Annotated in this window: 17 protein-coding genes; 2 read left to right on the top strand and 15 right to left on the bottom strand. The window is 49.9% G+C overall.

From position 1 onward, the window contains the following. Positions 1-96: 96 nt before the first annotated feature. The 9 genes from B9A14_RS01740 to cdaA form a co-directional block, all read right to left on the bottom strand. Positions 97-1,314, bottom strand: a complete 1,218-nt coding sequence (locus B9A14_RS01740; RefSeq protein WP_084663431.1) for a 6-phosphofructokinase — start codon at positions 1,312-1,314, stop codon at positions 97-99. Between the two features lie 11 nt (positions 1,315-1,325). Continuing rightward, positions 1,326-2,105, bottom strand: coding sequence for a carbon-nitrogen hydrolase family protein (locus tag B9A14_RS01735; RefSeq protein WP_084663429.1), 780 nt, complete (start codon positions 2,103-2,105; stop codon positions 1,326-1,328). A gap of 49 nt (positions 2,106-2,154) precedes the next feature. Beyond that, positions 2,155-3,381: a 2,3-bisphosphoglycerate-independent phosphoglycerate mutase gene (locus B9A14_RS01730; RefSeq protein WP_157109739.1), complete on the bottom strand. Its 1,227-nt coding sequence runs from the start codon at positions 3,379-3,381 to the stop codon at positions 2,155-2,157. A gap of 115 nt (positions 3,382-3,496) precedes the next feature. Next, positions 3,497-4,603 carry a coiled-coil domain-containing protein gene (locus B9A14_RS01725; RefSeq protein WP_084663427.1) on the bottom strand — a complete coding sequence of 369 codons (1,107 nt, stop codon included), beginning with the start codon at positions 4,601-4,603 and terminating at the stop codon, positions 3,497-3,499. 177 nt (positions 4,604-4,780) lie between these two features. Next, positions 4,781-6,808, bottom strand: coding sequence for a molybdopterin oxidoreductase family protein (locus B9A14_RS01720; protein ID WP_084663425.1), 2,028 nt, complete (start codon positions 6,806-6,808; stop codon positions 4,781-4,783). Between the two features lie 176 nt (positions 6,809-6,984). Then, complete coding sequence (gene glmS / locus B9A14_RS01715; protein WP_084663422.1) at positions 6,985-8,808, bottom strand: glutamine--fructose-6-phosphate transaminase (isomerizing); 1,824 nt, start codon at positions 8,806-8,808, stop codon at positions 6,985-6,987. 512 nt (positions 8,809-9,320) lie between these two features. Next, positions 9,321-10,658 (bottom strand): phosphoglucosamine mutase, encoded by a 1,338-nt coding sequence (gene glmM, locus B9A14_RS01710; RefSeq protein WP_084663420.1) that lies wholly within the window; start codon positions 10,656-10,658, stop codon positions 9,321-9,323. Between the two features lie 2 nt (positions 10,659-10,660). After that, positions 10,661-11,587 (bottom strand): CdaR family protein, encoded by a 927-nt coding sequence (locus tag B9A14_RS01705; RefSeq protein WP_084663418.1) that lies wholly within the window; start codon positions 11,585-11,587, stop codon positions 10,661-10,663. 3 nt (positions 11,588-11,590) lie between these two features. Continuing rightward, positions 11,591-12,415 carry a diadenylate cyclase CdaA gene (gene cdaA, locus B9A14_RS01700; RefSeq protein ID WP_084663416.1) on the bottom strand — a complete coding sequence of 275 codons (825 nt, stop codon included), beginning with the start codon at positions 12,413-12,415 and terminating at the stop codon, positions 11,591-11,593. A 129-nt stretch (positions 12,416-12,544) separates the two neighbouring features. On the opposite strand from cdaA, the gene B9A14_RS01695 reads away from it, so the two are divergent. Further along, positions 12,545-13,261, top strand: a complete 717-nt coding sequence (locus B9A14_RS01695; protein WP_084663414.1) for a DUF881 domain-containing protein — start codon at positions 12,545-12,547, stop codon at positions 13,259-13,261. 16 nt (positions 13,262-13,277) lie between these two features. Next, complete coding sequence (locus B9A14_RS01690; protein WP_157109737.1) at positions 13,278-13,991, top strand: DUF881 domain-containing protein; 714 nt, start codon at positions 13,278-13,280, stop codon at positions 13,989-13,991. Positions 13,992-14,015: 24 nt separating this feature from the next. Here the strand turns inward: B9A14_RS01690 and cimA are convergent, their stop codons facing one another. Genes cimA through ilvB form a run of 6 tightly spaced genes read right to left on the bottom strand, consistent with a single transcriptional unit; the run spans position 14,016 to position 21,816 of the window. Further along, positions 14,016-15,599, bottom strand: a complete 1,584-nt coding sequence (gene cimA, locus B9A14_RS01685; protein ID WP_084663410.1) for a citramalate synthase — start codon at positions 15,597-15,599, stop codon at positions 14,016-14,018. 4 nt (positions 15,600-15,603) lie between these two features. Next, positions 15,604-16,677, bottom strand: a complete 1,074-nt coding sequence (leuB, locus tag B9A14_RS01680; RefSeq protein WP_084663408.1) for a 3-isopropylmalate dehydrogenase — start codon at positions 16,675-16,677, stop codon at positions 15,604-15,606. A gap of 6 nt (positions 16,678-16,683) precedes the next feature. Further along, positions 16,684-17,187 (bottom strand): 3-isopropylmalate dehydratase small subunit, encoded by a 504-nt coding sequence (locus B9A14_RS01675; protein WP_084663406.1) that lies wholly within the window; start codon positions 17,185-17,187, stop codon positions 16,684-16,686. Positions 17,188-17,212: 25 nt separating this feature from the next. Next, positions 17,213-18,472 (bottom strand): 3-isopropylmalate dehydratase large subunit, encoded by a 1,260-nt coding sequence (gene leuC, locus B9A14_RS01670; protein ID WP_084663404.1) that lies wholly within the window; start codon positions 18,470-18,472, stop codon positions 17,213-17,215. Between the two features lie 44 nt (positions 18,473-18,516). Next, on the bottom strand, positions 18,517-20,100 hold the full coding sequence (locus B9A14_RS01665; protein WP_084663402.1) for a 2-isopropylmalate synthase: 1,584 nt from the start codon (positions 20,098-20,100) through the stop codon (positions 18,517-18,519). A gap of 42 nt (positions 20,101-20,142) precedes the next feature. Then, on the bottom strand, positions 20,143-21,816 hold the full coding sequence (gene ilvB, locus B9A14_RS01660; RefSeq protein ID WP_084663400.1) for a biosynthetic-type acetolactate synthase large subunit: 1,674 nt from the start codon (positions 21,814-21,816) through the stop codon (positions 20,143-20,145). Positions 21,817-21,823 lie beyond the last annotated feature (7 nt).

The raw sequence follows: 21,823 nt of genomic DNA, 5'->3' as shown, positions 1-21,823 counted from the left end.
GTTGTCTTTGTCTATCGTTGTCATATATTCGACGTACAATAAAAGATTCCTTCTGGTTTTTAAAAAAATTTCCCACCTGCCCCTATTAGCCCCTCTCTACTTCCTCTCCACGTTCAGCTTTGCATAATCCGGCAGGCCCCCAGCAAAAGGCACCTGGATCTCCCCTTGTATCAGCGGCAAAGCGTATTCTATAAAATCCCTAGTCAAGAAGTTTCCTTCTGGAGTTATCCACTCTAAAGGTACGCTTTTTTCTTGATTAGCGACTTGGGCTACATCTATATAGCCCACCCGGCAAAGATACGGGCTACCTTTTTCCCTTTCTAGAGTTACCATAATACCGGAAAGCCCCTGGCAAGCAAGGCTTACAGCTTCCTTCCCCACTAGATAGGCTTCCTCCGCGTCCGTCCTGGAGGCATAAAGCATAGAGCTACGCTGGGCAGTGCTGGGTACAATGTATCTAGCCTTTACTGGTAAGGATCCCTCGATGGCATTTTTTAAGTAAGCAGCTAGGCCACTTCCTAACTGCCTATGGCCAAAAACATCCTTGCTTTCCTCAGCTACAATATAATTACCGTTTATATCTTTAAGCCCCTCAGCTACCACAACATAGGCATAGCCGTATTCCTGGTAAACTACTTTTACATCAGAAAGGAATTTATCGATATTAAAAGGCCTTTCAGGGAGATAAATAAGGTGAGGCGCTTCTTCAGGGGATCTCTTAGCTAGCATAGCTGCTGCTGCCAGCCAGCCCGTATTCCTGCCCATGGTTTCCAAAAGGGTCACCCTGTTTTGGGATAGCATCCCTTTAAGATCTAGCCCAGTCTCCCGCACTACGCTGGCAATATACTTAGCTGCGCTCCCATATCCAGGGCAATGATCAGTGCCAGGCAAGTCGTTATCTATAGTTTTAGGCACCCCCACTACCCGCATTTCGTACCCTTCTTCTTGGGCTAGCCTGTTTATTTTATATACCGTATCCATGGAATCGTTGCCGCCGATATAGAAAAAATAGCGGATGTTATGGCGTTTAAATATTTCTAAAAGCCGGGGGTATTCTTCTGCCTTAAGTCTATGCCGGCAAGAGCCCAGGGCAGCACCGGGGGTATAACGTAGGCCTTTAAGAACAGCGATGTCTTCTTTCTTTAAATCTATTAGTCTTTCCTTAAGAAGCCCGGTTATCCCGTAAAGGGCACCATAAAGAGCGGCGATCTCTTCCTTCTTCCAGGCCTCCTCTATCAACCCGTAAAGGCTATTATTGATAACAGGTGTCGGCCCGCCGGACTGGGCTATTACGCAATTACCTTTTAAAACCATAAGAATCCCCCTTAAAAAGGTCCTCTTTCATCGGTAAACCTTTTTCTTATATCTTCCAGGTAAGGCCATCTCTGGCGTACGCGGGGTATAAGGGAGAGGTCGAGGTCAAGAGTATACACTCCCGGTTCTTTTCCACAGGTTAAAAGGGTGTACCCATCGGGGTAGGCTACAAAGCTTTCCCCCTTAACTTCCCTGCCATCCGGGTAATAGGTATAGGTATTATTAGCCATGGCCAGGAATACAGTATTTTCACAAGCCCTAGTAAGCCCTAGGCTATGCCATAAGGGCATCCTTTCTTCAGGGATGTTAGCTGGATTTAGGATAAGAAGGGCGCCACGGAGGGCAAGGTTCCGGGCTAGTTCAGGGTAAAAAAGATCTACACACACCAATATCCCGATACCCGAACCCTGGTGCTCTATTACTAATAGCCTATTACCTGGCTCTACATAAGCTCTCTCCCCGATGGCTTGGGAAGGGAATATCTTTGGGTAATAAAGGGGCTCCTTTAGTTTGCCCCCTAAGGCCATACCCAAGGAATACACCTTAGACCCCATATTTACATACTGGGCTCCAGGAATAAGAAGGGGGCCCTCCTGGGGGAGCCGCTTGTATAACTGGAACACCAGCTCCTTATATTTTTCTTCGGTAAGCACTTGAGAGCCCATCCAAGCTTCCGGTAACAAAATAACTTCTGTATCTTTAGGTACCTCTGCTAAGTACTCTTCCATTCGCCTTAAGTTTTTCTCGAGCTCTTTTCTCTCTGGGGCAAATTGAATAAGGGAAATTTTCAAGCCCGCCTTACACCCTTTCTATCACACCCCAGCCTTAAAGCTTTCAAACTTAAGCGCTAAACTTTTCCAGGCGGCCAGCATGGGCTAACATAAAATTCATAGTGTATAAAAGGGGGAATTGGCCCAGCATACCCCGGGCACAAGTATATTCGTTAAAGCCAGTCTCCCTTTCCGCGCGTACCCAGCGCGAATGTAACAAAAAGGGAACCGGGTGCCAGCTGTGGGCAGCATATAGAGAAGGGGTAGAATGATCGCCGGTAATCACCAGGACATCAGGCTTTAGTTCTAAGATAGAAGGAAGGTGTTTATCGAAATCCTCTATTACTTTGATCTTACCATTAAAGTCCCCGTCCTCTCCTCTAGAGTCTGTAGCCTTTAGGTGTAAGAAGAAAAAGTCATACTCCCTCCAGTGTTCTTTTAAAGTGCTTATTTCATCGGCTAGTGTTTCCCCCTTTACGGTAAGGAGATCCATACCTACCAAAGAAGCCAGTCCCCTGTACATGGGATACACTGCGATAGCCCCGGCTTTTAGTTTAAACCGCTCAGGAAAAGGGATGAGACCTGGCTGGCGGGAGAAACCGCGCAAGAGAGCATAATTGGTCTTGGGTTCATCGGCTAAAAGCTTAGCTATTTTTTCTAGGAGCTTGCGCGCCACACTAGCTGTGCGGCTGGCCTCAGGTACTAGAGGCTCAGGAGTTAATGGCGCTAGTCCCTCTTTCTGCGGGTCAGTATCCTTCACCCTGGCATCTAGCCCCTCTCCCCTTAATACGGTCACAAACCGGTGCTCTTTAACTGGCCGGATAAATACTTCTACTCCCTCGATTTCTGGTATCTCTTCTTGTAGCCTTTGGCATATTCTAACTGTATGCTCAGTACTCGGCCGCCCTGCCCGGCGGTCGGTAACTACTAGCTCACTTCCCTTTTTTTCTACAGTGCAGAAATTACCCCGGATAGCTATATCCTGAGGCTTAATGTCAAAACCTATACCTAAAGCCTCTAAGATCCCCCGGCCTATCACATACTTTACCGGGTCATAGCCAAAAAGGGCTAGGTGCCCAGCACTAGAACCTGGGGTTATACCTGGCATCACTGGGTAAGCTAGCCCCAAGGAAGATCTAGCAGCTAGCTCATCTAGGTTAGGTGTAGCTGCAGCTTCTAATTCGGTCTTATTACCTAGTTCTGGGACGGGCAAGCCACCTAGTCCATCTAGGACTATAAGTACCATTTTGGTCTGGCCAGGCTGTGATAACTCTTCCAGAAGAGAGTTAGGCTGCAATTTGTAAAAACCTCCTTTAAAGGTATTTTCTCCATGGAATATATTTTAACAGAGCAGAAGGTTTCTATAAAATTCCCGCCTTCAAGGTGGTAAAGTCCAAGACATAAAGGAAAGCTTATCTAGCACGCTTTAGTTCTTGAATTGCAGTTTCTTGTTGAGCGGTTTTTCTAACCAGGTAATTGAGGTCAAGGATAATAGCATCTAGCCGTTCATCAAGGTGCTTTCTTAAGTTCTCAATCTGGTCTCCTCTAAGGAGGAAACCATCGTATAGGGCACGGGTTTTCTCAATTAGCTCACTTTCCATACGGAGTTCAATCTTGTTTAGCCTGCTATTTATTTCCTGCTGCCCTTGCTCTAACTCACCCATACGCTCGACAAGTTCTTGTTGGCCCTGTTCCAAACTTCCGATGCGACCGGCAAGCTCTTGCTGCCCTTGGTCTAAATTATCTATGCGGACCTCTAGATTACCCAGGCGACCTTCTAGGTTGCCTATACGACCATCTAAGTTGTCTATGCGGCCTTCTAGGTTACTTAGGCGACCATCTAAGTTATCTATGCGGCCTTCTAGGTTGTCTATGCGACCCTCTATGTTTTCTATGCGAACCTCCAGTTTCCCCATGCGGCCTTCTAAATTACCCATACGGCCCTCCAGGTCACCTATGCGGCCTGTAAGTTCTTGCTGACCTTGCTCTACATTAGTGATACGCCCGGCGAGTTCCTGTTGCCCCCGTTCTAGGTTGCTAATACGCCCAGTGAGTTCTTGTTGGCCCCGTTCCAGATTGCTGATGTGTCCGGCCAGTTCCTGTTGGCCTTGCTCTAGGTTGCTGATACGACCAACAAGCTCCTGTTGCCCTTGCTCTAAATTGCCGATGCGCTCAGTTAACTCCTGTTGCCCCCGCTCAAGATTATCAATACGCCCAGCGAGCTCTTGTTGCCCTCGCCCAAGATTCCCGATACGCTCAGTTAACTCCTGTTGACCTCGTTCAAGATTCCCAATACGCCCAGTGAGTTCTTGCTGCCCATGCTCTAGATTGCTGATGCTCCCAACAAGTTCTTGCTGCCCTTCCTCTAGATTGCTGATACGACCAATAACTTCTTGCTGCCCTCGCTCTAGATTGCCAAGGCGCCCAGTTAACTCCTGTTGCCCTTGCTCTAGGTTGCCCATGCGGTAGTTTAAAGTTTTTAGTTCACCAAGGATCTCTTTTAGAACTTGTTCTGACACGAAAATCGCCACCTTTTTCTCGGTGTTCCATCCTGGCTAAACTAATATTCGCCATTTAGGCTTTAAAATCCTTTAATGGTAAACATTAGTCAAAACTTAAGCTTACTCCAAATCATCTTAAACAGCCCACAAAATCCTCCAGGGACATGCCCAAAATCTATTAAGCTGGACGATACGTTAAAAGGCCCGCCGCAGATCAACCCGAAAGCCATAGAAAGTACTCCCTTCTCCTAGGTCCGTGAGCTCATCCCCCACTAGAGTATTTACATTTCTTTTCCCTGGGGAATCTTTAAGCCACCATACCCCTGGGGCCACCACTATACCAGGCGGGACATCTTCAGTTTCTACCACTTTTAAGAAGCAGGATCCATAGTGGTTATATACTTCGGCCCAACCACCATTAATAAGCCCCTTCTTACGACAATCCCCCGGGTTTACTAAAATGTGGGGCCCACCCTCTTTATCCTGTAAAGATTTAAGCTGGGCAAAATTGGAGTTAAGGGTATAATGGGCAGGAGCGGTTATCAACTGGAAGGGATATAGCTCTTTGAGTTCCTCTTTAAGAGGTATATATTGTGGTAATGCCGGCTGCCCCTTAGCCAGGGCTTGGAAAGAATAAATTTCTATTTTACCTGAAGGGGTGAAGAACTTTTTCTCCTTAAGGTGGCCAGTATTTATACGTACTGGTCGGCCGCTAGCTAAAAAATTATAGGAGATCCCTTCAAGGAAAGGGGTGGGCGAGGCTAAAAGCTTTCGTATAAGTTCCTCTTCTGTACTGCGGAAAATATCCTCCTCAAAGCCTAGCTCTTGAGCCAAAAGGCAGAAAGTCTGCCAATTGCTTTTAGCCTGGCCAGGAGGAGAAATAACAGGTCGAGACATTTGGATGTAAAAGTGGCCATAGCTACGATAGATATCCCATTGTTCCACTGAAAAAGTGGCCGGCAGGATAAGGTCGGCGTAAAGGGCTGTATCGGTCATGAAGCGCTCATGTACAACGGTAAAGAGGTCTTCCCGGCTAAGCCCAGCAATAACGCGGTTCTGGTCAGGGGTCACAGCAGCGGGATTGGCATGGTAAACGTACAGGCTTTTAATAGGAGGATGAAGGCCAGAGGTCAAAGCGCGGCCTAGCTGGACCATGTTAATTTCCCTGACCGGTTTGGGTTTAAGATCGGGCCGGGTGATTACCTCCAGGTTAAAGGCTATACCAGTGCCAGTAGATTGCAAGGCTCCCCCGCCCTTTTTTCTATAAGCCCCTACCAGGGCGGGCAGGCAAGTTATAGCCCGTATAGTCATGGCCCCGTTGCTGCGGCGCGAAAGGCCGTGGCCTATACGGATGAAGGGAGCCTTAGCTTTCCCGTATTCCCGGGCCAAATTTATCACCCGGCCAGCTGGTACCCCGGTTAATTCCTCCACCCGGTGGGATGGGAAATGGGGTAGGACCTCAGCTTTTAACCGCTCGTAGCCCACCACATAACGCGCGAGGAAATCCTCATCCACCAAGCCCTCTTCGGCCAGTACATGCATCATCCCTAAGGCTAGGGCAGCATCGCTTCCTGGTTTTACCAAGACCACTTCATCGGCTAAACTCGCTGTTCGGGTGCGGTAAACATCTATTAATACCACCCGGGCTCCTTGATGTTGGGCTCTCTTTACCAGGGAGGCAAAGTGGAGGTTGGTAGAAACCGAGTTGGTACCCCATAAGATAATAAAGTCAGAGTAGATAACTGTTTCCGGGTCTGTCCCCATCGTTTCCCCCATCACTAGCTGCCAGCCAGCGTCAGCCGCTGGGGAACAGATGGTTCTTTTTAGGATCGATGCGCCCAGCCGGTGGAAAAAAGGATGCCCGGCATTCCGCTGGATCAGTCCCATAACTCCCGCGTAGGAATAAGGTAGTATGGCCTCGGCTCCATAAGTATCTATAATCTCTCCCCACCGGCAGGCTATCTCTTTCAGCGCTTCCTCCCAAGAGATAGGCTTAAACTGGCCGCTCCCTTTAGGACCTGTACGTTTAAGGGGGGTTAAGATTCGCTCAGGAGAATGGATAAGGAGAGGGTAATGCCGCATCTTGGCACAGATAAAACCCTGGGTGAAAGGATGCTCCGGGTCTCCAGTTACTTTAATTACTTTACCTCCCTCCACTTCTACCAAGAGCCCACAGGTATCCGGGCAGTCCAGCGGGCAAACCGAGGGAAATACTTGGCCCATAGAGGATTATGTCTCCTTCCTCTTTAGGTTTTTCCTTAGGTTTACCTTCTAAAAGGTTTCTCCAAAACTATAACCTAAAGCTCATAGAGGAAAGGCTGGCAAGCAATAAACTTCTCCTCTAAAGGTCTCCTAAAATTCTTTTAGCCCTGGCGCTATGGCCAGGGCTAAGGAGGCTCTTACTCTACGGTCACGCTTTTGGCCAGGTTACGAGGTTTGTCTATGGGACAGCCCCTGGCTTTAGCTACATAATAAGCCAAAAGCTGTAAAGGCACAGCGGACACCAAAGGAGAGAGGATCGGGTGGATGCGCGGCAAATAAAGCACTCGATCAGCCTCTTGAGCTACCGCTTCGTTTCCTTCTAAGGCTAGGGCTAATACCCAAGCTCCGCGGGCTTTAACCTCTTTTATATTGCTCAGCATTTTCTCCAGCAAGTCCTCTTGGGTAGCCAGGGCTATCACCGGTGTCCCGTCTTCTATGAGAGCTAAAGGGCCATGTTTAAGTTCTCCTGCCGGGCAGGCCTCGGCATGGAGATAAGAAATCTCCTTAAGTTTGAGGGCCCCCTCCAAAGCTACCGCATAATCCAAACCCCGGCCCAGGTAGAAGGCGTGCTCATGGGGGGCTAGGTTACTCGCCAGTTCCTGTATTTCTTCTTCCAAATCAAATATTTTTTCTACTTTCGAAGGGGCACAAGCTAATTCCCGGGCCAGTTCCAGGGCCCAAGTAGCCTCTCCCCTCGCCCGCCCCAAGTAAAGGGCCAAGAGATATAGGGCTGCAAGCTGGGTAAGATAGGCTTTAGTAGAAGCCACAGCTATCTCGGGCCCGGCCCAAGTGTAAAGCACATCATCGGCTTCCCGGGCTACTGAGCTTCCGACCACATTAGTAATAGCCAGTATCCTAGCCTTATGCTTTTTAGCTTCCCGCAGGCCAGCCAAGGTATCCGCCGTCTCGCCCGACTGGCTGATGACCAGGGCTAGGGTATGTTCATCTAATAGTGGCTGCCGGTAACGGAACTCGGAAGCTACATCGAATTCCACAGGCAACCGTAAGAGTCTTTCCCATATATACTTACCCGCCATTCCTGCGTAGGCGGCCGTACCGCAGGCGATAAGTACCACCTTCTGCAAAGACCGGGCTTCCTCTGAAGTCAAGTTTACCCCTTCTAGCTTAACCCCGCCGGAAGATACATCTAGCCGGCTAGCCAAAGTATCCCGTAAGGCTCGGGGTTGTTCATGGATCTCTTTAAGCATAAAATGGGCATAACCACCCTTTTCGGCTGCTTCTAAATCCCAGGTAACGTGAAATACTTGTTTTCCCCTAGGCTGTCCGTAAGAATCTAGGATGCGGACGCCTTCCGGCGTGACATAAACCACTTCGCCGTTCTCGAGGATGTACGTATCCCGGGTGTAAGGGAGCAAAGCTGGGATGTCGGAGGCCAGGAAAGTCTCCCCTTCCCCCAAGCCTACGATAAGCGGGCTATCCTGGCGTACACCTACTATCTCTTCCGGATGGCACGGGCTTATTACAGCCAGGGCGTAAGAGCCCTGTAATTTAGGCAACATCCTTTGGACTGCTTGCAAGAGGTCGCCTCGATAATAGTGTTCTATCAAGTGAACTAGGACTTCGGTGTCGGTTTCCGAAAGAAAGTGATGGCCCTCCGCGGTAAGCCATTGCTTTAGTTCTTGGTAATTTTCAATAATCCCATTGTGCACTACGGCGAAGTTCCCGCTACAATCCAAGTGGGGATGAGCGTTAGTATCGGTGGGTCGGCCATGGGTAGCCCACCGGGTGTGTCCGATACCCACCCGCGCTGAGCCAAAGTAACCGTTAAGGTGAGCCTTAAGCTCTACCAACTTACCTGCCCTTTTGGCAACCTTAAGTTCCCTTCCCTCTATTATTGCGATACCGGCGGAATCGTAGCCCCGGTATTCGAGCCTTTCCAATCCTTCCAGCAATACGGGCACCGCTTCCCGGTAACCCTGGTAACCGATGATCCCACACATCTTAAGGTTCCTCCTTCTCCCAACAGAACTTGGTAAATATTGGATTTAAAATGGCAAAAGCGCTTCAGGAGAAGATAAGCCCACGCCTAAAGTGGGAAAAACAACCTCACTCCCAACCTCGCTGGTGACAGAAGACAAGGAGGGTAAGATCAAAGCTATAAGGTGGGCTCATGTAAGGAGAGAGATCAAAGGTTACCCGGCGCCCTTTGTCCCCGGGATTGCTCCCGGGTTTTGTAGCGCCTTTAACGGTCGTAACCAACCGAGGGGCACCCGCCGAAAACCTCGATTAACCCCTTCCTCGTCAACCGCCGGCTCAAAGCCTAAAGGGTGTAACTTTAGCTGGCGGTCCAGGCGCTTGAATTAGTAAGGTCTTTTAATCTTGGTGCTTTAACCTCTCTCCCAGATGAAAACTCCCCTTTATTTCTCTATAACACCACCTCCTTGAACTGGGCTTTTAACCCTACTTTACCAGCCCCTATGAGCGGCTTCTCTTCGGTTATAAAATCATCCCTTTAGCTTAGCCTCCTGACCACCCTCTCCAGGCGGCTTAAAATCTCCTGAAGTTCCTGTTCATCGGGCCCCTCAGCCATAAGCCTTAAAAAAGGCTCGGTCCCTGAAGGCCGTACAAGTATCCGGCCTCTTCCCCCCAACTTTTCCCGGGCTCTTTCCACTTCTGCTAAAAGAACAGGATCCGCCATGGCCTGTTCCTTATCCCGGACAGGTACGTTCACTAGCAACTGGGGAAAGCGGGGCATAACTGCCGCCAACTCCTTTAAGGGCTTCCCCGTGTCCACCATAACCTGCAAAAGCTGTAAGCCGGTGATCAATCCATCCCCTGTAGTATTATATTCCAAAAGGATAATATGCCCCGATTGCTCACCCCCCAGCATAGCACCTGTACGAAGCATCTCTTCTAGTACATAACGATCCCCCACCTGAGTCTGATGTACCTTAAGCCCGGCCGCAGTCAAGACTTGATGGAGGCCGTAATTACTCATAACAGTCACCACTATTCTCCCGCCTGGAAGGCCTCCCTGCTTCTGGCGGTACAAGGCCAGGATAGCCATAATAGCATCTCCATCTACCACCTGGCCTTCCTCATCTACCGCAATAACCCGGTCGGCATCTCCATCGAAGGCCAAGCCTACATCGGCCCGGGATTCTTTTACAGCCTTAGCTAAAACTTCAGGGCAGGTAGAACCGCAACCTACATTGATATTAGTTCCATTGGGAGCATTATTGAGGACTATAACCTCCGCACCTAGACGGCGAAGCGCTTCCGGAGCCACCTGGTAGGCAGCACCATTAGCTACATCTAATACTACTTTAAGCCCCGCAAGAGTCTTTTTAGTAGTAGAACACACATAAGATACATACTTATCAGCTCCCTCCGGGACCTCACATACTCGCCCTAAATTTCCTTCTGTGGGCCGGGGGAGTTCATCCTTCTCTTTTAACACTTCCCTTTCAATCTCTTCTTCTACAGGGTCCGGCAGTTTAAAGCCCTGGGAGCTAAAAAACTTAATACCATTATCTGCTACCGGATTATGGGAAGCTGAAATAACCACCCCCGCATCAGCACCTAAAGCTCTGGTAAGCCAGGCCACCGCCGGGGTAGGTATAATCCCCACCTTGAGCACATCACCGCCCACCGAACAAATGCCGGCCACTAAGGCTGCCTCCAGCATATCGCCGGAAATCCTAGTATCCCTCCCTACAACTACCCGAACCCGGGTATGACCCCTGGCTAAAATGGCAGCACCCGCCCGGCCTAGCTTAAAGGCCAGCTCCGGGGTTAACTCTTTATTAGCCACACCCCGTACACCATCGGTTCCGAATAACCTCCCCACACCTATCCCACCCTTTCAATCTCCACTATTACGCGAACTCGCGGGAAGCTACTGAGCTGGACACCCGGCGGTATCTCCAGTTGGCTTTCCACTATAATATTCTTGCGAGCCCCCGCGATGTTAATAGGAGTAGTGTAAAGGTTATCTAAAGTTGCTAGCACATTATATGGAGCCAATACCTCCACTACTTCGGGATGCAAAATTACTCTCTTTATCTGGTACCCTGCTGCTGGTTCTCCCACCAGCCGCGGCCTAATAGCGACCATCCGGCTAGGCATATCCTGGACTACCGGAACGAATACCTCCACGCTTTCTGGTTTAAGGGTAAGCCAGCGGCTTAAAGGGTGGCCCTCCCGATCAACCACCTGTACTGGTAGTTGAGCTAAGTAGTTCCCCCGCGCCTGGTCGAGCTTCACTTCTACATATACCTTCCCTATCTCTTTAAGGAGCGCTTCGGGTCCCGAAACTATTACTTGGGAGGGTTTAAGGATAGGATCTAGGGCCCGGTAACCACCCGCAGGTTCTCCATTTAAGTTAACTTGGACAGGAAGGGAAACTTCTTGAACCTGCTCTACCTTTACTGTCACCTGGGCCGGGTTAACCCGCACTAGTCTAACCCCTTCCGGGAGGGTTACTTGGACAGGAAGGGTATTTTCACCGACCCTGGCCGCCCGCAGGTCCACATAAGCTCTAATATCCCTGGGCAACAAGTTCTTTATCTGCCCTTTACGGCCCTCTAACCTTATTTGGACCTCGGAAGGCAAATTGGCCACTACCAGTCCTGCGCTTAAATTCTCCACTTCCAAGGGGATACGTACCACGTGTTCAGTGGTGGGATTCTGTTCCGAAGTTACATAAAGCCACAGAATAAGAGCTAAAGTTACGGCCAGAAGTTTCACACCTAAGTTTTCCCGCCAGCGTTCCAACATCCTTTAGGACCTCCAGGGCCAGAAAAAGGAGCTATGATTGGACTGCGGTAAAAGCAAACTTTGTAGCAGTTCTCGCAGGTTCCTTTCGTCCAGGAAGCGGGTTAACCGTCCCCCTTCTGCCACCGATATAGCTCCAGTTTCTTCGGAAACCACTATAACCACTGCATCAGAAATCTCGCTTATCCCTAAAGCTGCCCGGTGCCTAGTACCCAATTGCTTACTGAGGTAGGGGCTATCAGAAAGAGGGAGAAAACAACCCGCAGCTATCACCCGATCGCCTCGAATGATAGCAGCCCCGTCGTGAAAGGGGGTAAGGGGGACAAATAAGTTTATAAGTAGCTCAGCCGAGACCACAGCATCCACGCGGATGCCTGTTTCAATATAATCGTTGAGACCCGTTTCCCGTTCTACTACAATTAAAGCCCCTGTCTTGCCTTTAGCTAACACCTGTGTCGCCCTTACCAATTCACTTATAACCCGGGCCATGTCTTCCGTACCCAATAACCTAAAAGGGCGAGCAAAAAATTTGCCCCGGCCAAGCTGTTCCAGGGCGCGGCGTAATTCCGGTTGAAAGACCACCGGCAAGGCGACCACAATCACTAAACGGAGCTGGCTTAAAAGCCAAGTAATGGTAGTAAGCTGCAATTTCTCTGCCACTACAGAAGCTACCACTAACACAGCTAGGCCTTTAAGCAATTGGACCGCCCTGGTTCCCCGGATAAGCAAAAGAAACCTATAGATTACATAAGACACTATAGCAATATCTACAATAAGGCGCAACACATCCCAAAAATTTAACTCTGCTAAGCGTGACCAGAGGGCTTCCAAAATTCCCACCCCTCACTTCATTCGACAGAACACCGTAAAACCCTTTTTTAATTTAATCTTTCCCCTTTTTGTCAGTTGCAGATCCCTTAAGGCTTAAGCTAGAATAGACCGTAAAGGAGGAAAAGTAAATTGCGCCGGTTTATCTCTTTAGTTGGAATATGTTTCCTTTCTGGACTGCTAGTGGCTTGGCAGCTACGCACCCAGCTCACCAGCGCTGCCCAAAACAAAAAAGATACTAGTCTAATCGAAGTGATCCATGCCCTAGAACAGGAGAACAAAGGATTAGAAGAAAGAATCGCTACTCTACGCCAAAAACTAGAAGAAAACCAAAAAAACCAAGCCCGCTTTGAGAACCGTTTGACCGGGTTGCAACAACAACTAGACGAACTTAAAGTGTCAGCTGGCCTGGTACCCCTCACAGGTCCTGGCATAATTATTACCTTAGATGATAACACTGCTGGGGCTCAGGCAGCTAAAACAAGTTCTCCTGCTACCTATAACCCAGAAAATTATATTATCCATGATAAAAATATCCTCTATTTGGTCAATGAATTAAAGGCTGCAGGGGCGGAGGGCATAGCTGTAAATGGCCAGCGTTTAGTAACTACTTCAGATATACGCTGCGTAGGTACAGTTATCCTGGTCAATTCTACTCGCTTGGCTCCGCCCTATGAGATAAAGGCTATAGGCGATCCAGAAAAGTTAGAGGCTGCCATCTTACGCTCAGAGGAATTCACTTATCTTAAGAGCCGGGAGTTTCCTGTTAAATTAACCAAAGCTTCCCAAATAGTGCTCCCTGCTTATAAAGGCGCTCTACCATCCCAATATGTTCGCCCAGCCAATTAAGGAGGTAATTAAGCTCATGCTCCCGCGTAGAGTCTGGTGTCAAACCTGTCTAACAGTAGTATTGGTCATCCTAGGCATCCTTTTGGCTTTACAATTTCGTACACAAAGGCTCCTGGCTAGCTCTCTGGAAGCCCAGAAAACAGAGGATCTGGTAGCCATGTGGAAAAATTCTAATGCCAAGCGTAGCCAGCTCGTCCAAGAAGTCAATGAGCTTGAGGAACAGCTTCAGGCTTTAACTAATACCTGGGGAGAAAGTGATAAAGCCCAGGTCGCCCTGGAAAAGGAGCTCCTGCGCTTGAAGATCGCCCTAGGACTTATTCCTGTAAAGGGCCCCGGGATCACCGTAAGTTTCACTGGCGATGCCCCTCTTCTGGATACTGACCTGGTGGACCTGGTAAATGAACTTTGGGTTTCCGGTGCCGAGGCCATCGCTATAAACGACCACCGTGTAACCCCGGCCACATTTATACTGGATAAAGAAGAAGGCCGCAGTATCTACCACACAGTAAACGGCCAGAAACTCCTCTATCCTATTGTGATCAAGGCCATCGGGGATCCTGATACCCTGGAAAAAGGTTTAACCTTTACAGGCGGTCTTATAGATAACTTAAGCACACTTTATAACATCCGCCCGGATATTAAAAAGCACCAAGAAATTAAGCTCCCCGCAGCCCCGCCCATAAGGTTAAAATACGGCCATCCTGCTAAAGAAGAAGCTGCAAGCAAATAAGCAGTTCTTGCACATCTATACCTTTTAAGCTCCCGCCGCCTCTCTTTGAGCACCCTCTTTAAGTAAAGCATATTCCATACTATCTAGCAGGGCCTCCCAGCTAGCCTCGATGATGTTGGTAGATACTCCCACTGTACTCCAGGAATTGTTAGCGTCCCGGGATTCGATCAATACCCGTACCTTGGCGCTGGTGGCCGCCTCCTCATCTAGTACCCTAACTTTGTAGTCAGTCAAGCGCATACGCCGGATGGCAGGGAAAAATTCTTCTAAGGCTTTACGCAGGGCATTATCCAGCGCATTAACCGGGCCGTTCCCTTCCGCCGCCGTGTGTACTACCTGGTCACCTACCCGGAGCTTAACAATAGCCTCAGCAGTAGCCTCCTGATCTTCCCTCTTTTCTACTAAGATCCGGAAGTAATCCACCTGAAAGGGCTGGCGGTATTCCCCGCTGGCCTTACGTAAGAGAAGCTCCAGGGAGGCCTCAGCTCCCTCAAACTGATAACCCTGCCGTTCGAGCTCCTTAATGCATTCCACCACATCACTTGTCTGGCGGCCGTCTAATTTTAGGCCCATCTCTGCTGCTTTATACCGTAGATTGCTAGCCCCAGCCAGCTCGGAGACTAATACGCGCCTTTTATTACCCACCTTTTCAGGCGGAATATGTTCATAGGTAGAGGCATTTTTCATCACTGCGCTAACATGGATACCGCCCTTGTGGGCAAAGGCACTATAACCTACAAAGGGTTGATTGTTAGGCTGGATTACATTAGCAATCTCGCTTACATAGCGAGATACTTCGGTGAGCTCCCTTAGATGGCCGGGTGGTAAGCACCTGTAGCCCAATTTTAGCTCTAGGTTGGGAATTACAGAGCAAAGGTTGGCGTTACCGCAACGCTCCCCGAACCCGTTAATGGTACCCTGTACCTGGCGGCACCCGGCCATAACCGCCGCCAAAGTATTGGCTACTGCCAGCTCACCATCGTTGTGGGTGTGGATGCCCAAGGGTTTATCTATAACTTGGCGCACCCGTTTAACCGCCTCTTCGATCTCGCCCGGCAGGCAGCCACCATTGGTATCGCAAAGAACGATCCAGCTAGCCCCCGCCGAAGCTGCCTCTTTAAGGCAGGCCAGGGCATAATCGGGATTGTTCTTATACCCATCAAAAAAGTGCTCAGCATCATAAACAACCTCGAGACCCCGTTCCACCAGGAAGCCCACTGTTTCCCGGATCATGGCCAGGTTTTCTTCCAGGGTGGTGTTTAAGGCTTGGTAGACATGTAAATCCCATGTCTTGCCAAAAATGGTGGCAACTTTAACACCTGTCTGTAGTATGGCTAAGAGATTTTCGTCCTCCTCTACCCGGCCTCCGGGCTTTCGTGTCCGGCCAAAGGCAGCAAGCCTTGCGTGGTGCCAGGTGAGTCTTTGAGCCCGCTCAAAAAACTCCATATCCTTAGGATTGGCCGCGGGCCAGCCGCCTTCAATATAGTCCATACCGAAAAGATCTAGCCGCTTAGCTATTTTAATTTTATCTTCTACTGAAAGGCTTATACCTTCCGCCTGGCTGCCATCCCGTAAAGTAGTATCATAGAGGTATATCTTTTCCGCCATACCTTTACCCCTCTTCCACTGCCTGCCTTACCAGATCTCCCATTTCCTCAGTATTGACCAGGGTTGTACCTTCGCTCAAGATATCCAGCGTCCGGTAACCTTGTTCCAGGACTCTATTTACCGCGTTCTCTATGTCACGAGCCGCTTGTTCCATTTTAAAGGAGATCCGGAGCATTAAGGCCGCTGAGAGTATGGTAGCTAAAGGATTAGCCTTTTTCTGGCCCGCGATATCTGGAGCTGAGCCGTGAACCGGCTCGTATAGAGCAGTTTTCCCTCCTATGCTAGCCGAAGGTAGCATTCCGATGGAACCGCTCAACACCGAGGCTAGATCGCTTAAAATATCGCCAAAGGTGTTCTCCATGACCAGGACATCAAATTGGCGTGGCCGGCGGATGAGCTGCATGGCGCAGTTATCTACGTACATATGTTCTAGCTCTACATCGGGGTACTCTTGGGCTAACTTTTCCGCTGTTTCCCTCCAGAGGCGGGAGGTTATAAGTACATTAGCCTTGTCTACAGAGGTGAGCTTCCTCCTACGCTCTCTGGCCAACTCGAAGCCTAAACGGAGTATGCGTTCTATCTCTTCAGAAGTATATATGAGGGTATCCCAAGCTACCTCCCCGGTGGCCGTACGTTCCCTTTTTTTCTCTCCAAAATAGAGGCCACCGGTGAGCTCCCGCAAGATCAGAAGATCAGTTCCTTCTACCACTTCTTTTTTTAGGGGGGAAGAATCGGCCAGGGCAGGAAAAAGATAAGCTGGCCTTATGTTGGCATAGAGCCCCAACCCTTTCCGCAGGGCAAGTAGGGCTGCTGTTTCCGGCCGCTGAGGAGGAGGAAGGGAATCCCATTTAGGCCCCCCTACTGCCCCCAAGAGGATGGCCTGGCTCTCCTGGCAAAGTTTCAAAGTCTCCTCCGGCAGGGCCGTCCCATAAGCATCTATGGCCGCTCCCCCTACCAGGCCCTCCTGGAATTCAAACCTTACCCCGTACTTCTTGGTGATGGCCTTAAGAACCTTAATAGCTTGGGGAATTATTTCTGGACCGATTCCGTCACCAGGGAGAACAGCGATCTTGTACATTTACCGTTAAATCTCTCCCTTCAATTTCCTTGCTACATAAGGTATAAGTCCTCCCGCCGCCATAATCCCTTGCATAAAGGGCGGGAAAGGTGCTGTCCGGAAGGTGATATTCTTAGTCAAGTTGGTGATTATACCTTGTTCCGGATAGATAATTATTTCATCTCCCGCCTCACAAGATTTGGCCACTTCCGGAGCTTCAAAAATAGGAAGCCCTATATTGATGGCATTGCGATAAAAAATACGTGCAAAGGAAGAAGCTACTACTGCTGCTACCCCAGCCGCTTTAATAGCCAAGGGCGCATGCTCCCGGGAGCTCCCGCAGCCGAAGTTTTTTCCCGCTACTATAATGTCGCCAGGTTTAACCTTGGCGGGAAAAGTAGGATCCGCATCTTCCATGCAGTGTTTGGCTAGCTCCTGGGGATCAGCGGTATTAAGATAGCGGGCCGGGATAATGACATCAGTATCTATGTCGTCGCCGAATTTATGGCATCTACCCTGGATAGGCTGCATTTCGCCCGGATTCCCCCTTTGATCTTTACAATACTTCCTCGGGCGCAGCTATACGGCCTTTAATGGCGCTGGCAGCGGCCACCGCCGGTCCAGCCAAGTATACCTCACTTTCGGGATGTCCCATACGCCCCACAAAGTTACGGTTGGTAGTAGCCACGGCCCTTTCTCCCCGAGCCAGGATACCCATATGACCGCCCAGGCAGGGCCCACAGGTAGGTGTGGATACAGCTGCCCCGGCCTCAATGAATACGCTTATAAGACCCTCTTCAATGGCTTGGGCGTAGATCCTCTGGGTTCCCGGGATAATTATAAGCCTGACCTCCGGATGTACCTTCTTCCCCCGTAAAATTTTAGCCGCCACCCGCAGATCTTCCATCCGCCCGTTGGTGCAGGAACCTATTACAACCTGATCTATTTTGATATCCCCCACCTGGCTTATAGGCCGGGTGTTCTCCGGCAAGTGAGGGAAAGCTACCTGGGGTTCAATACGGCTAACATCGTACTCCCGTATTTCAGCATAGCGGGCATCGGGATCGCTGGTATAAACTTGGTAAGAGCGTTTAACCCTTCCTCGAATATATTCCAAGGTCTTTTCATCCACCGGGAAGATCCCGTTCTTGGCCCCCGCTTCAATAGCCATGTTGGCCATACTGAACCGGCTGTCCATGGATAGCTCTGCTATGGCTTCCCCAGTAAACTCTAAAGCTTTATAACGGGCACCGTCTACCCCCAGGTCCCCGATAGTATATAGTATCAAGTCCTTACCTCCCACCCAGGGGCGTAAGGTTCCGTAATACCGTAAGAGTATGGTCTCCGGCACTTTAAACCAGCATTCTCCAGTAGCCATGGCTGCGGCCAGATCGGTGGAACCTACACCCGTGGCAAAGGCACCCAGGGCTCCATAAGTGCAAGTATGGGAGTCCGCACCTATAATGAGATCCCCCGGCCCCACCAGCCCCTCCTCAGGTAATAGGCAATGTTCGATCCCCATGCGGCCTACTTCATAATAGATAACCTTTTGCTCCCGGGCAAACTCTCGCACTATCTTTACTTGCTCAGCCGATTTTATATCTTTGTTGGGGGTGAAATGATCGGGGACCAGGACCACCCGTTGGGGATCAAAGACATAGCTTACACCTAAGCGGCGAAACTCCTTTATAGCTAGGGGAGCCGTGATATCGTTAGCTAAGGCTAGATCGATGCGCGCATTTATGAGCTGCCCCGGCTCCACCTCTTTAAGGCCAGCATGGAAAGCCAAAATCTTTTCTGTCATGGTCAAGCCCATACTCTCCAATAGCCTCCTAATATCCTGCCCCGTATTTTCTGGAGTTAGGTGTTGACTCCGGTGCGTGCGTTTCCGTTATTCACTTCGTCTACATAGTGTAAGTTCTCCTCGCCCACATCATAAACTAATTTATTTATGGCGTTAAGATAAGCCCGTGCGCTGGCCTCCAGGATATCAGTACTTATACCGCGCCCGATGAAGGTCCGCCCTTCATACTCCACTTGCACAGTGACTTCGCCCATGGCGTCCTTGCCCCCAGTTACGGCATTTAACGAATAAGACTTAAGAGCTAGAGGGAGGCGCGTAATTTTATCTATAGCCTTGAAGGTAGCGTCCACCGGGCCTTCGCCACAAGCCGCCTCTTCCCATACCTGGTCTCCCACTTTAAGCCCTACTGTAGCCGTAGGTATCACGTGGGTACCCGTGGAGATATGCAGGTGTTCTAAAGCATACTTTTCCGGGATATGCCGTATTTCGTGCTCTACAATAGCTTCTAGATCCCGGTCAGTTATCTCTTTTTTCCTGTCGGCAAGCTCTTTGAAGCGCTGAAAAGCTTTTTCTAACTCAGCTTCAGTTAAATTAAAACCTAGCTCAGCTAAACGCGTACGTAAAGCATGACGACCAGAGTGCTTGCCCAGGACGATATTGCTTTGCACCAGGCCAATCATGGCTGGATTCATGATCTCGTAGGTGGTTCTTTCTTTAAGCACGCCATCCTGGTGGATACCAGATTCGTGGGCGAAGGCGTTCTTACCCACAATGGCTTTGTTGTATTGGACCGGCATACCCGTAAGGGTACTAACCAGGCGGCTGGTGCGGTAGATCTCCTCGGTAACGATGCCGGTTTTACAACGGTAGTAATCATAGCGGGTAAACAGGGCCATAACGATCTCTTCCAGGGCCGTGTTCCCAGCCCGTTCACCGATCCCATTTACGGCACACTCTACCTGGGTGGCGCCGTTTTCTATAGCCGCTAAAGAATTGGCTACTGCCAAGCCCAGATCATTGTGGCAATGCACGCTTAAAGTCACACCTTCTATACCTCGCACGCGCTGGCGTATAAGGGCTATAAGCCTCCCGAACTCTGGCGGAGTGGCATAACCCACAGTATCGGGAATATTAAGTACAGTAGCTCCCGAAGCGATGGCCAGTTCCAAAACTTGGCATAAAAAGTCAGGATCGCTCCGGGAGGCATCCTCAGGAGAAAACTCTACATCCTGGCAGTGCTGTTTAGCATAAGTTACCCCTCGCTGGACAGCAGCCAGAACCTCCTCCCGCGTCATGCGTAATTTGTGTTTCATGTGGATATCGGAAGTGGCAATAAACACATGCAGGCGAGGCCGGGCAGCATATTTAACTGCTTCCCAAGCGCGATCAATATCTTTTTCGTTTATACGGGCCAAGGCGGCTATAACTGGCCCCTCTATCTCCTGGGCTATAGCCTTTACTGCTTCAAAATCTCCTGGCGAAGCGATAGGAAAGCCAGCCTCGATAACATCCACCTTTAGTTTAGCCAATTGCCGTGCGATCTCCAGTTTTTCTTGGACGTTTAAACTTACACCCGGAGATTGCTCGCCATCGCGCAAAGTTGTATCAAAGATATAAATCCTTCGTCCTTCCCTTTCCATGTCTTAAATGCTCCCTTTCCCTTCTTCCCCTTAAGATTTACTTTAATCCTCCGGTAAGATCATCTCGTTTAAGGCAGCTCCAGCAGGGACCATAGGATATACCATCTCTTCTTCGCTGATGAGAAACTCTATAAGGGTTAAACGGCCATTCTGCATAGCCTCCTGCAGGGCAGGAATTACTTCCTCCTGGCGAGTCACCCGCAGGCCCACCGCACCATAAGCTTCCACCAGCCGAACAAAATCAGGGTTGCCATGGAAATGTACAGCTGTATACTTACCCTCATAATAAAAATGCTGGAGTTGACGAACCATGGCTAGGCTTTGGTTATTAAAGAGGAGGATCTTGATAGGGAGATTGTGTTCCATGGCCGTACCTAGTTCGGCCATCCCCATTTGGAAGCTGCCATCCCCGGTGATCACCCACACCATTTCCTCCGGCCGTGCAAGTTTGGCCCCGATAGCTGCGGGAAAACCATAACCCATGGTACCTAGGCCGCAAGAAGATATGAAGCTCCGCGGCCGCGTAAACCCATAATACAGGGCAGCCCACATCTGGTGCTGGCCTACATCAGTGGTGATAATAGCTCGGCCACGGGTCATCTCTCCTAGCCGCTGGATGACCCATTGGGGACGCACATCCCCGCCCCCGCGTCCATAAGTTAAGGGGAATTCTTCTTGTAGCTCCTTTATACGTTTAAGCCAGGCCTCCCTTTTAACAGGCTTAAGCAAAGGTAGGAGATCCGCCAAAACCGTGCGGGCGTCCCCCACCAGTGGCAAATCCACGCGGACGTTTTTACCGATCTCAGCAGGATCAATGTCCACATGGGCTATCTTGGCCTGCGGAGCAAACTTATCTAGGGCACCCGTCACCCGATCGTCAAACCGAACTCCGATCCCAAACAGAACATCGCACTCCATAACAGCATGGTTAGCATAAGGTTTTCCATGGAGGCCTACCATACCTAAAGATAAGGGATGATCCTCTGGAAAAGCTCCCAGGCCCGGTAAAGTAGTAGCTACTGGTGCCTGGAGGGTCTCCGCAAGCTTAAGGAGAAGCTCTTCCGCACCCGAGGCGATAACTCCACCACCAACAAAGATAATCGGGCGCTCAGCCTTAAGCAATAGGTCCGCCAGGGCCCGGATCTGACCTGGATGCCCCCGGTAGGTAGGTTTATAACCCCGTATCTCTATTTTAGAAGGGATGGGTGCCTCGCAGGGAGACAAAGCCACATCCCGGGGAAGATCTATCAATACAGGTCCCGGCCGGCCGGTGCGGGCGATATAGAAAGCTTCTTTAACCACCCGCGGGAGGTCAGATACATTCTTAACCAAATAATTATGCTTAGTTATGGGCATGGTAATACCGGTCACATCTACTTCCTGGAAAGCATCAGTACCCACCATGCTGGTAGGTACTTGACCTGTAATAATTACTACCGGAATGGAATCCATATAAGCAGTAGCGATTCCGGTAACCAAATTGGTGGCCCCTGGACCGGAAGTAGCAAAACAGACTCCCACTTTACCGCTGGCCCGGGCGTATCCACTAGCGGCATGTACAGCCGACTGCTCGTGGCGGACCAGAATATGCTTTATAGGGCTGTCCGCCAAAGCATGGTAAAGGGGCAATACCGCCCCTCCAGGGTAACCAAAAATAAGTTCTACGCCTTCCTCCAGCAAAACCTCGATAACTGCCTGGGCACCAGTACGGGCCAATCCCCTT

The sequence above is a fragment of the Thermanaeromonas toyohensis ToBE genome (genome assembly GCF_900176005.1).
Classification (GTDB): domain Bacteria; phylum Bacillota; class DSM-521; order Neomoorellales; family Neomoorellaceae; genus Thermanaeromonas; species Thermanaeromonas toyohensis.
The sequence above is the reverse complement of the archived record's forward strand: the minus strand, read 5'-3'. Positions and strand labels throughout refer to the sequence as shown.

Coding starts and splice junctions, on each gene's coding strand:
- B9A14_RS01740 (WP_084663431.1), bottom strand. CDS start 1,314: ATGGTTTTAAAAGGTAATTGCGTAATAGCCCAGTCCGGCGGGCCGACA.
- B9A14_RS01720 (WP_084663425.1), bottom strand. CDS start 6,808: ATGGGCCAAGTATTTCCCTCGGTTTGCCCGCTGGACTGCCCGGATACC.
- glmS (WP_084663422.1), bottom strand. CDS start 8,808: ATGTGTGGGATCATCGGTTACCAGGGTTACCGGGAAGCGGTGCCCGTA.
- B9A14_RS01705 (WP_084663418.1), bottom strand. CDS start 11,587: ATGTTGGAACGCTGGCGGGAAAACTTAGGTGTGAAACTTCTGGCCGTA.
- B9A14_RS01690 (WP_157109737.1), top strand. CDS start 13,278: ATGCTCCCGCGTAGAGTCTGGTGTCAAACCTGTCTAACAGTAGTATTG.
- cimA (WP_084663410.1), bottom strand. CDS start 15,599: ATGGCGGAAAAGATATACCTCTATGATACTACTTTACGGGATGGCAGC.
- leuB (WP_084663408.1), bottom strand. CDS start 16,677: ATGTACAAGATCGCTGTTCTCCCTGGTGACGGAATCGGTCCAGAAATA.
- B9A14_RS01675 (WP_084663406.1), bottom strand. CDS start 17,187: ATGCAGCCTATCCAGGGTAGATGCCATAAATTCGGCGACGACATAGAT.
- leuC (WP_084663404.1), bottom strand. CDS start 18,472: ATGGGCTTGACCATGACAGAAAAGATTTTGGCTTTCCATGCTGGCCTT.
- B9A14_RS01665 (WP_084663402.1), bottom strand. CDS start 20,100: ATGGAAAGGGAAGGACGAAGGATTTATATCTTTGATACAACTTTGCGC.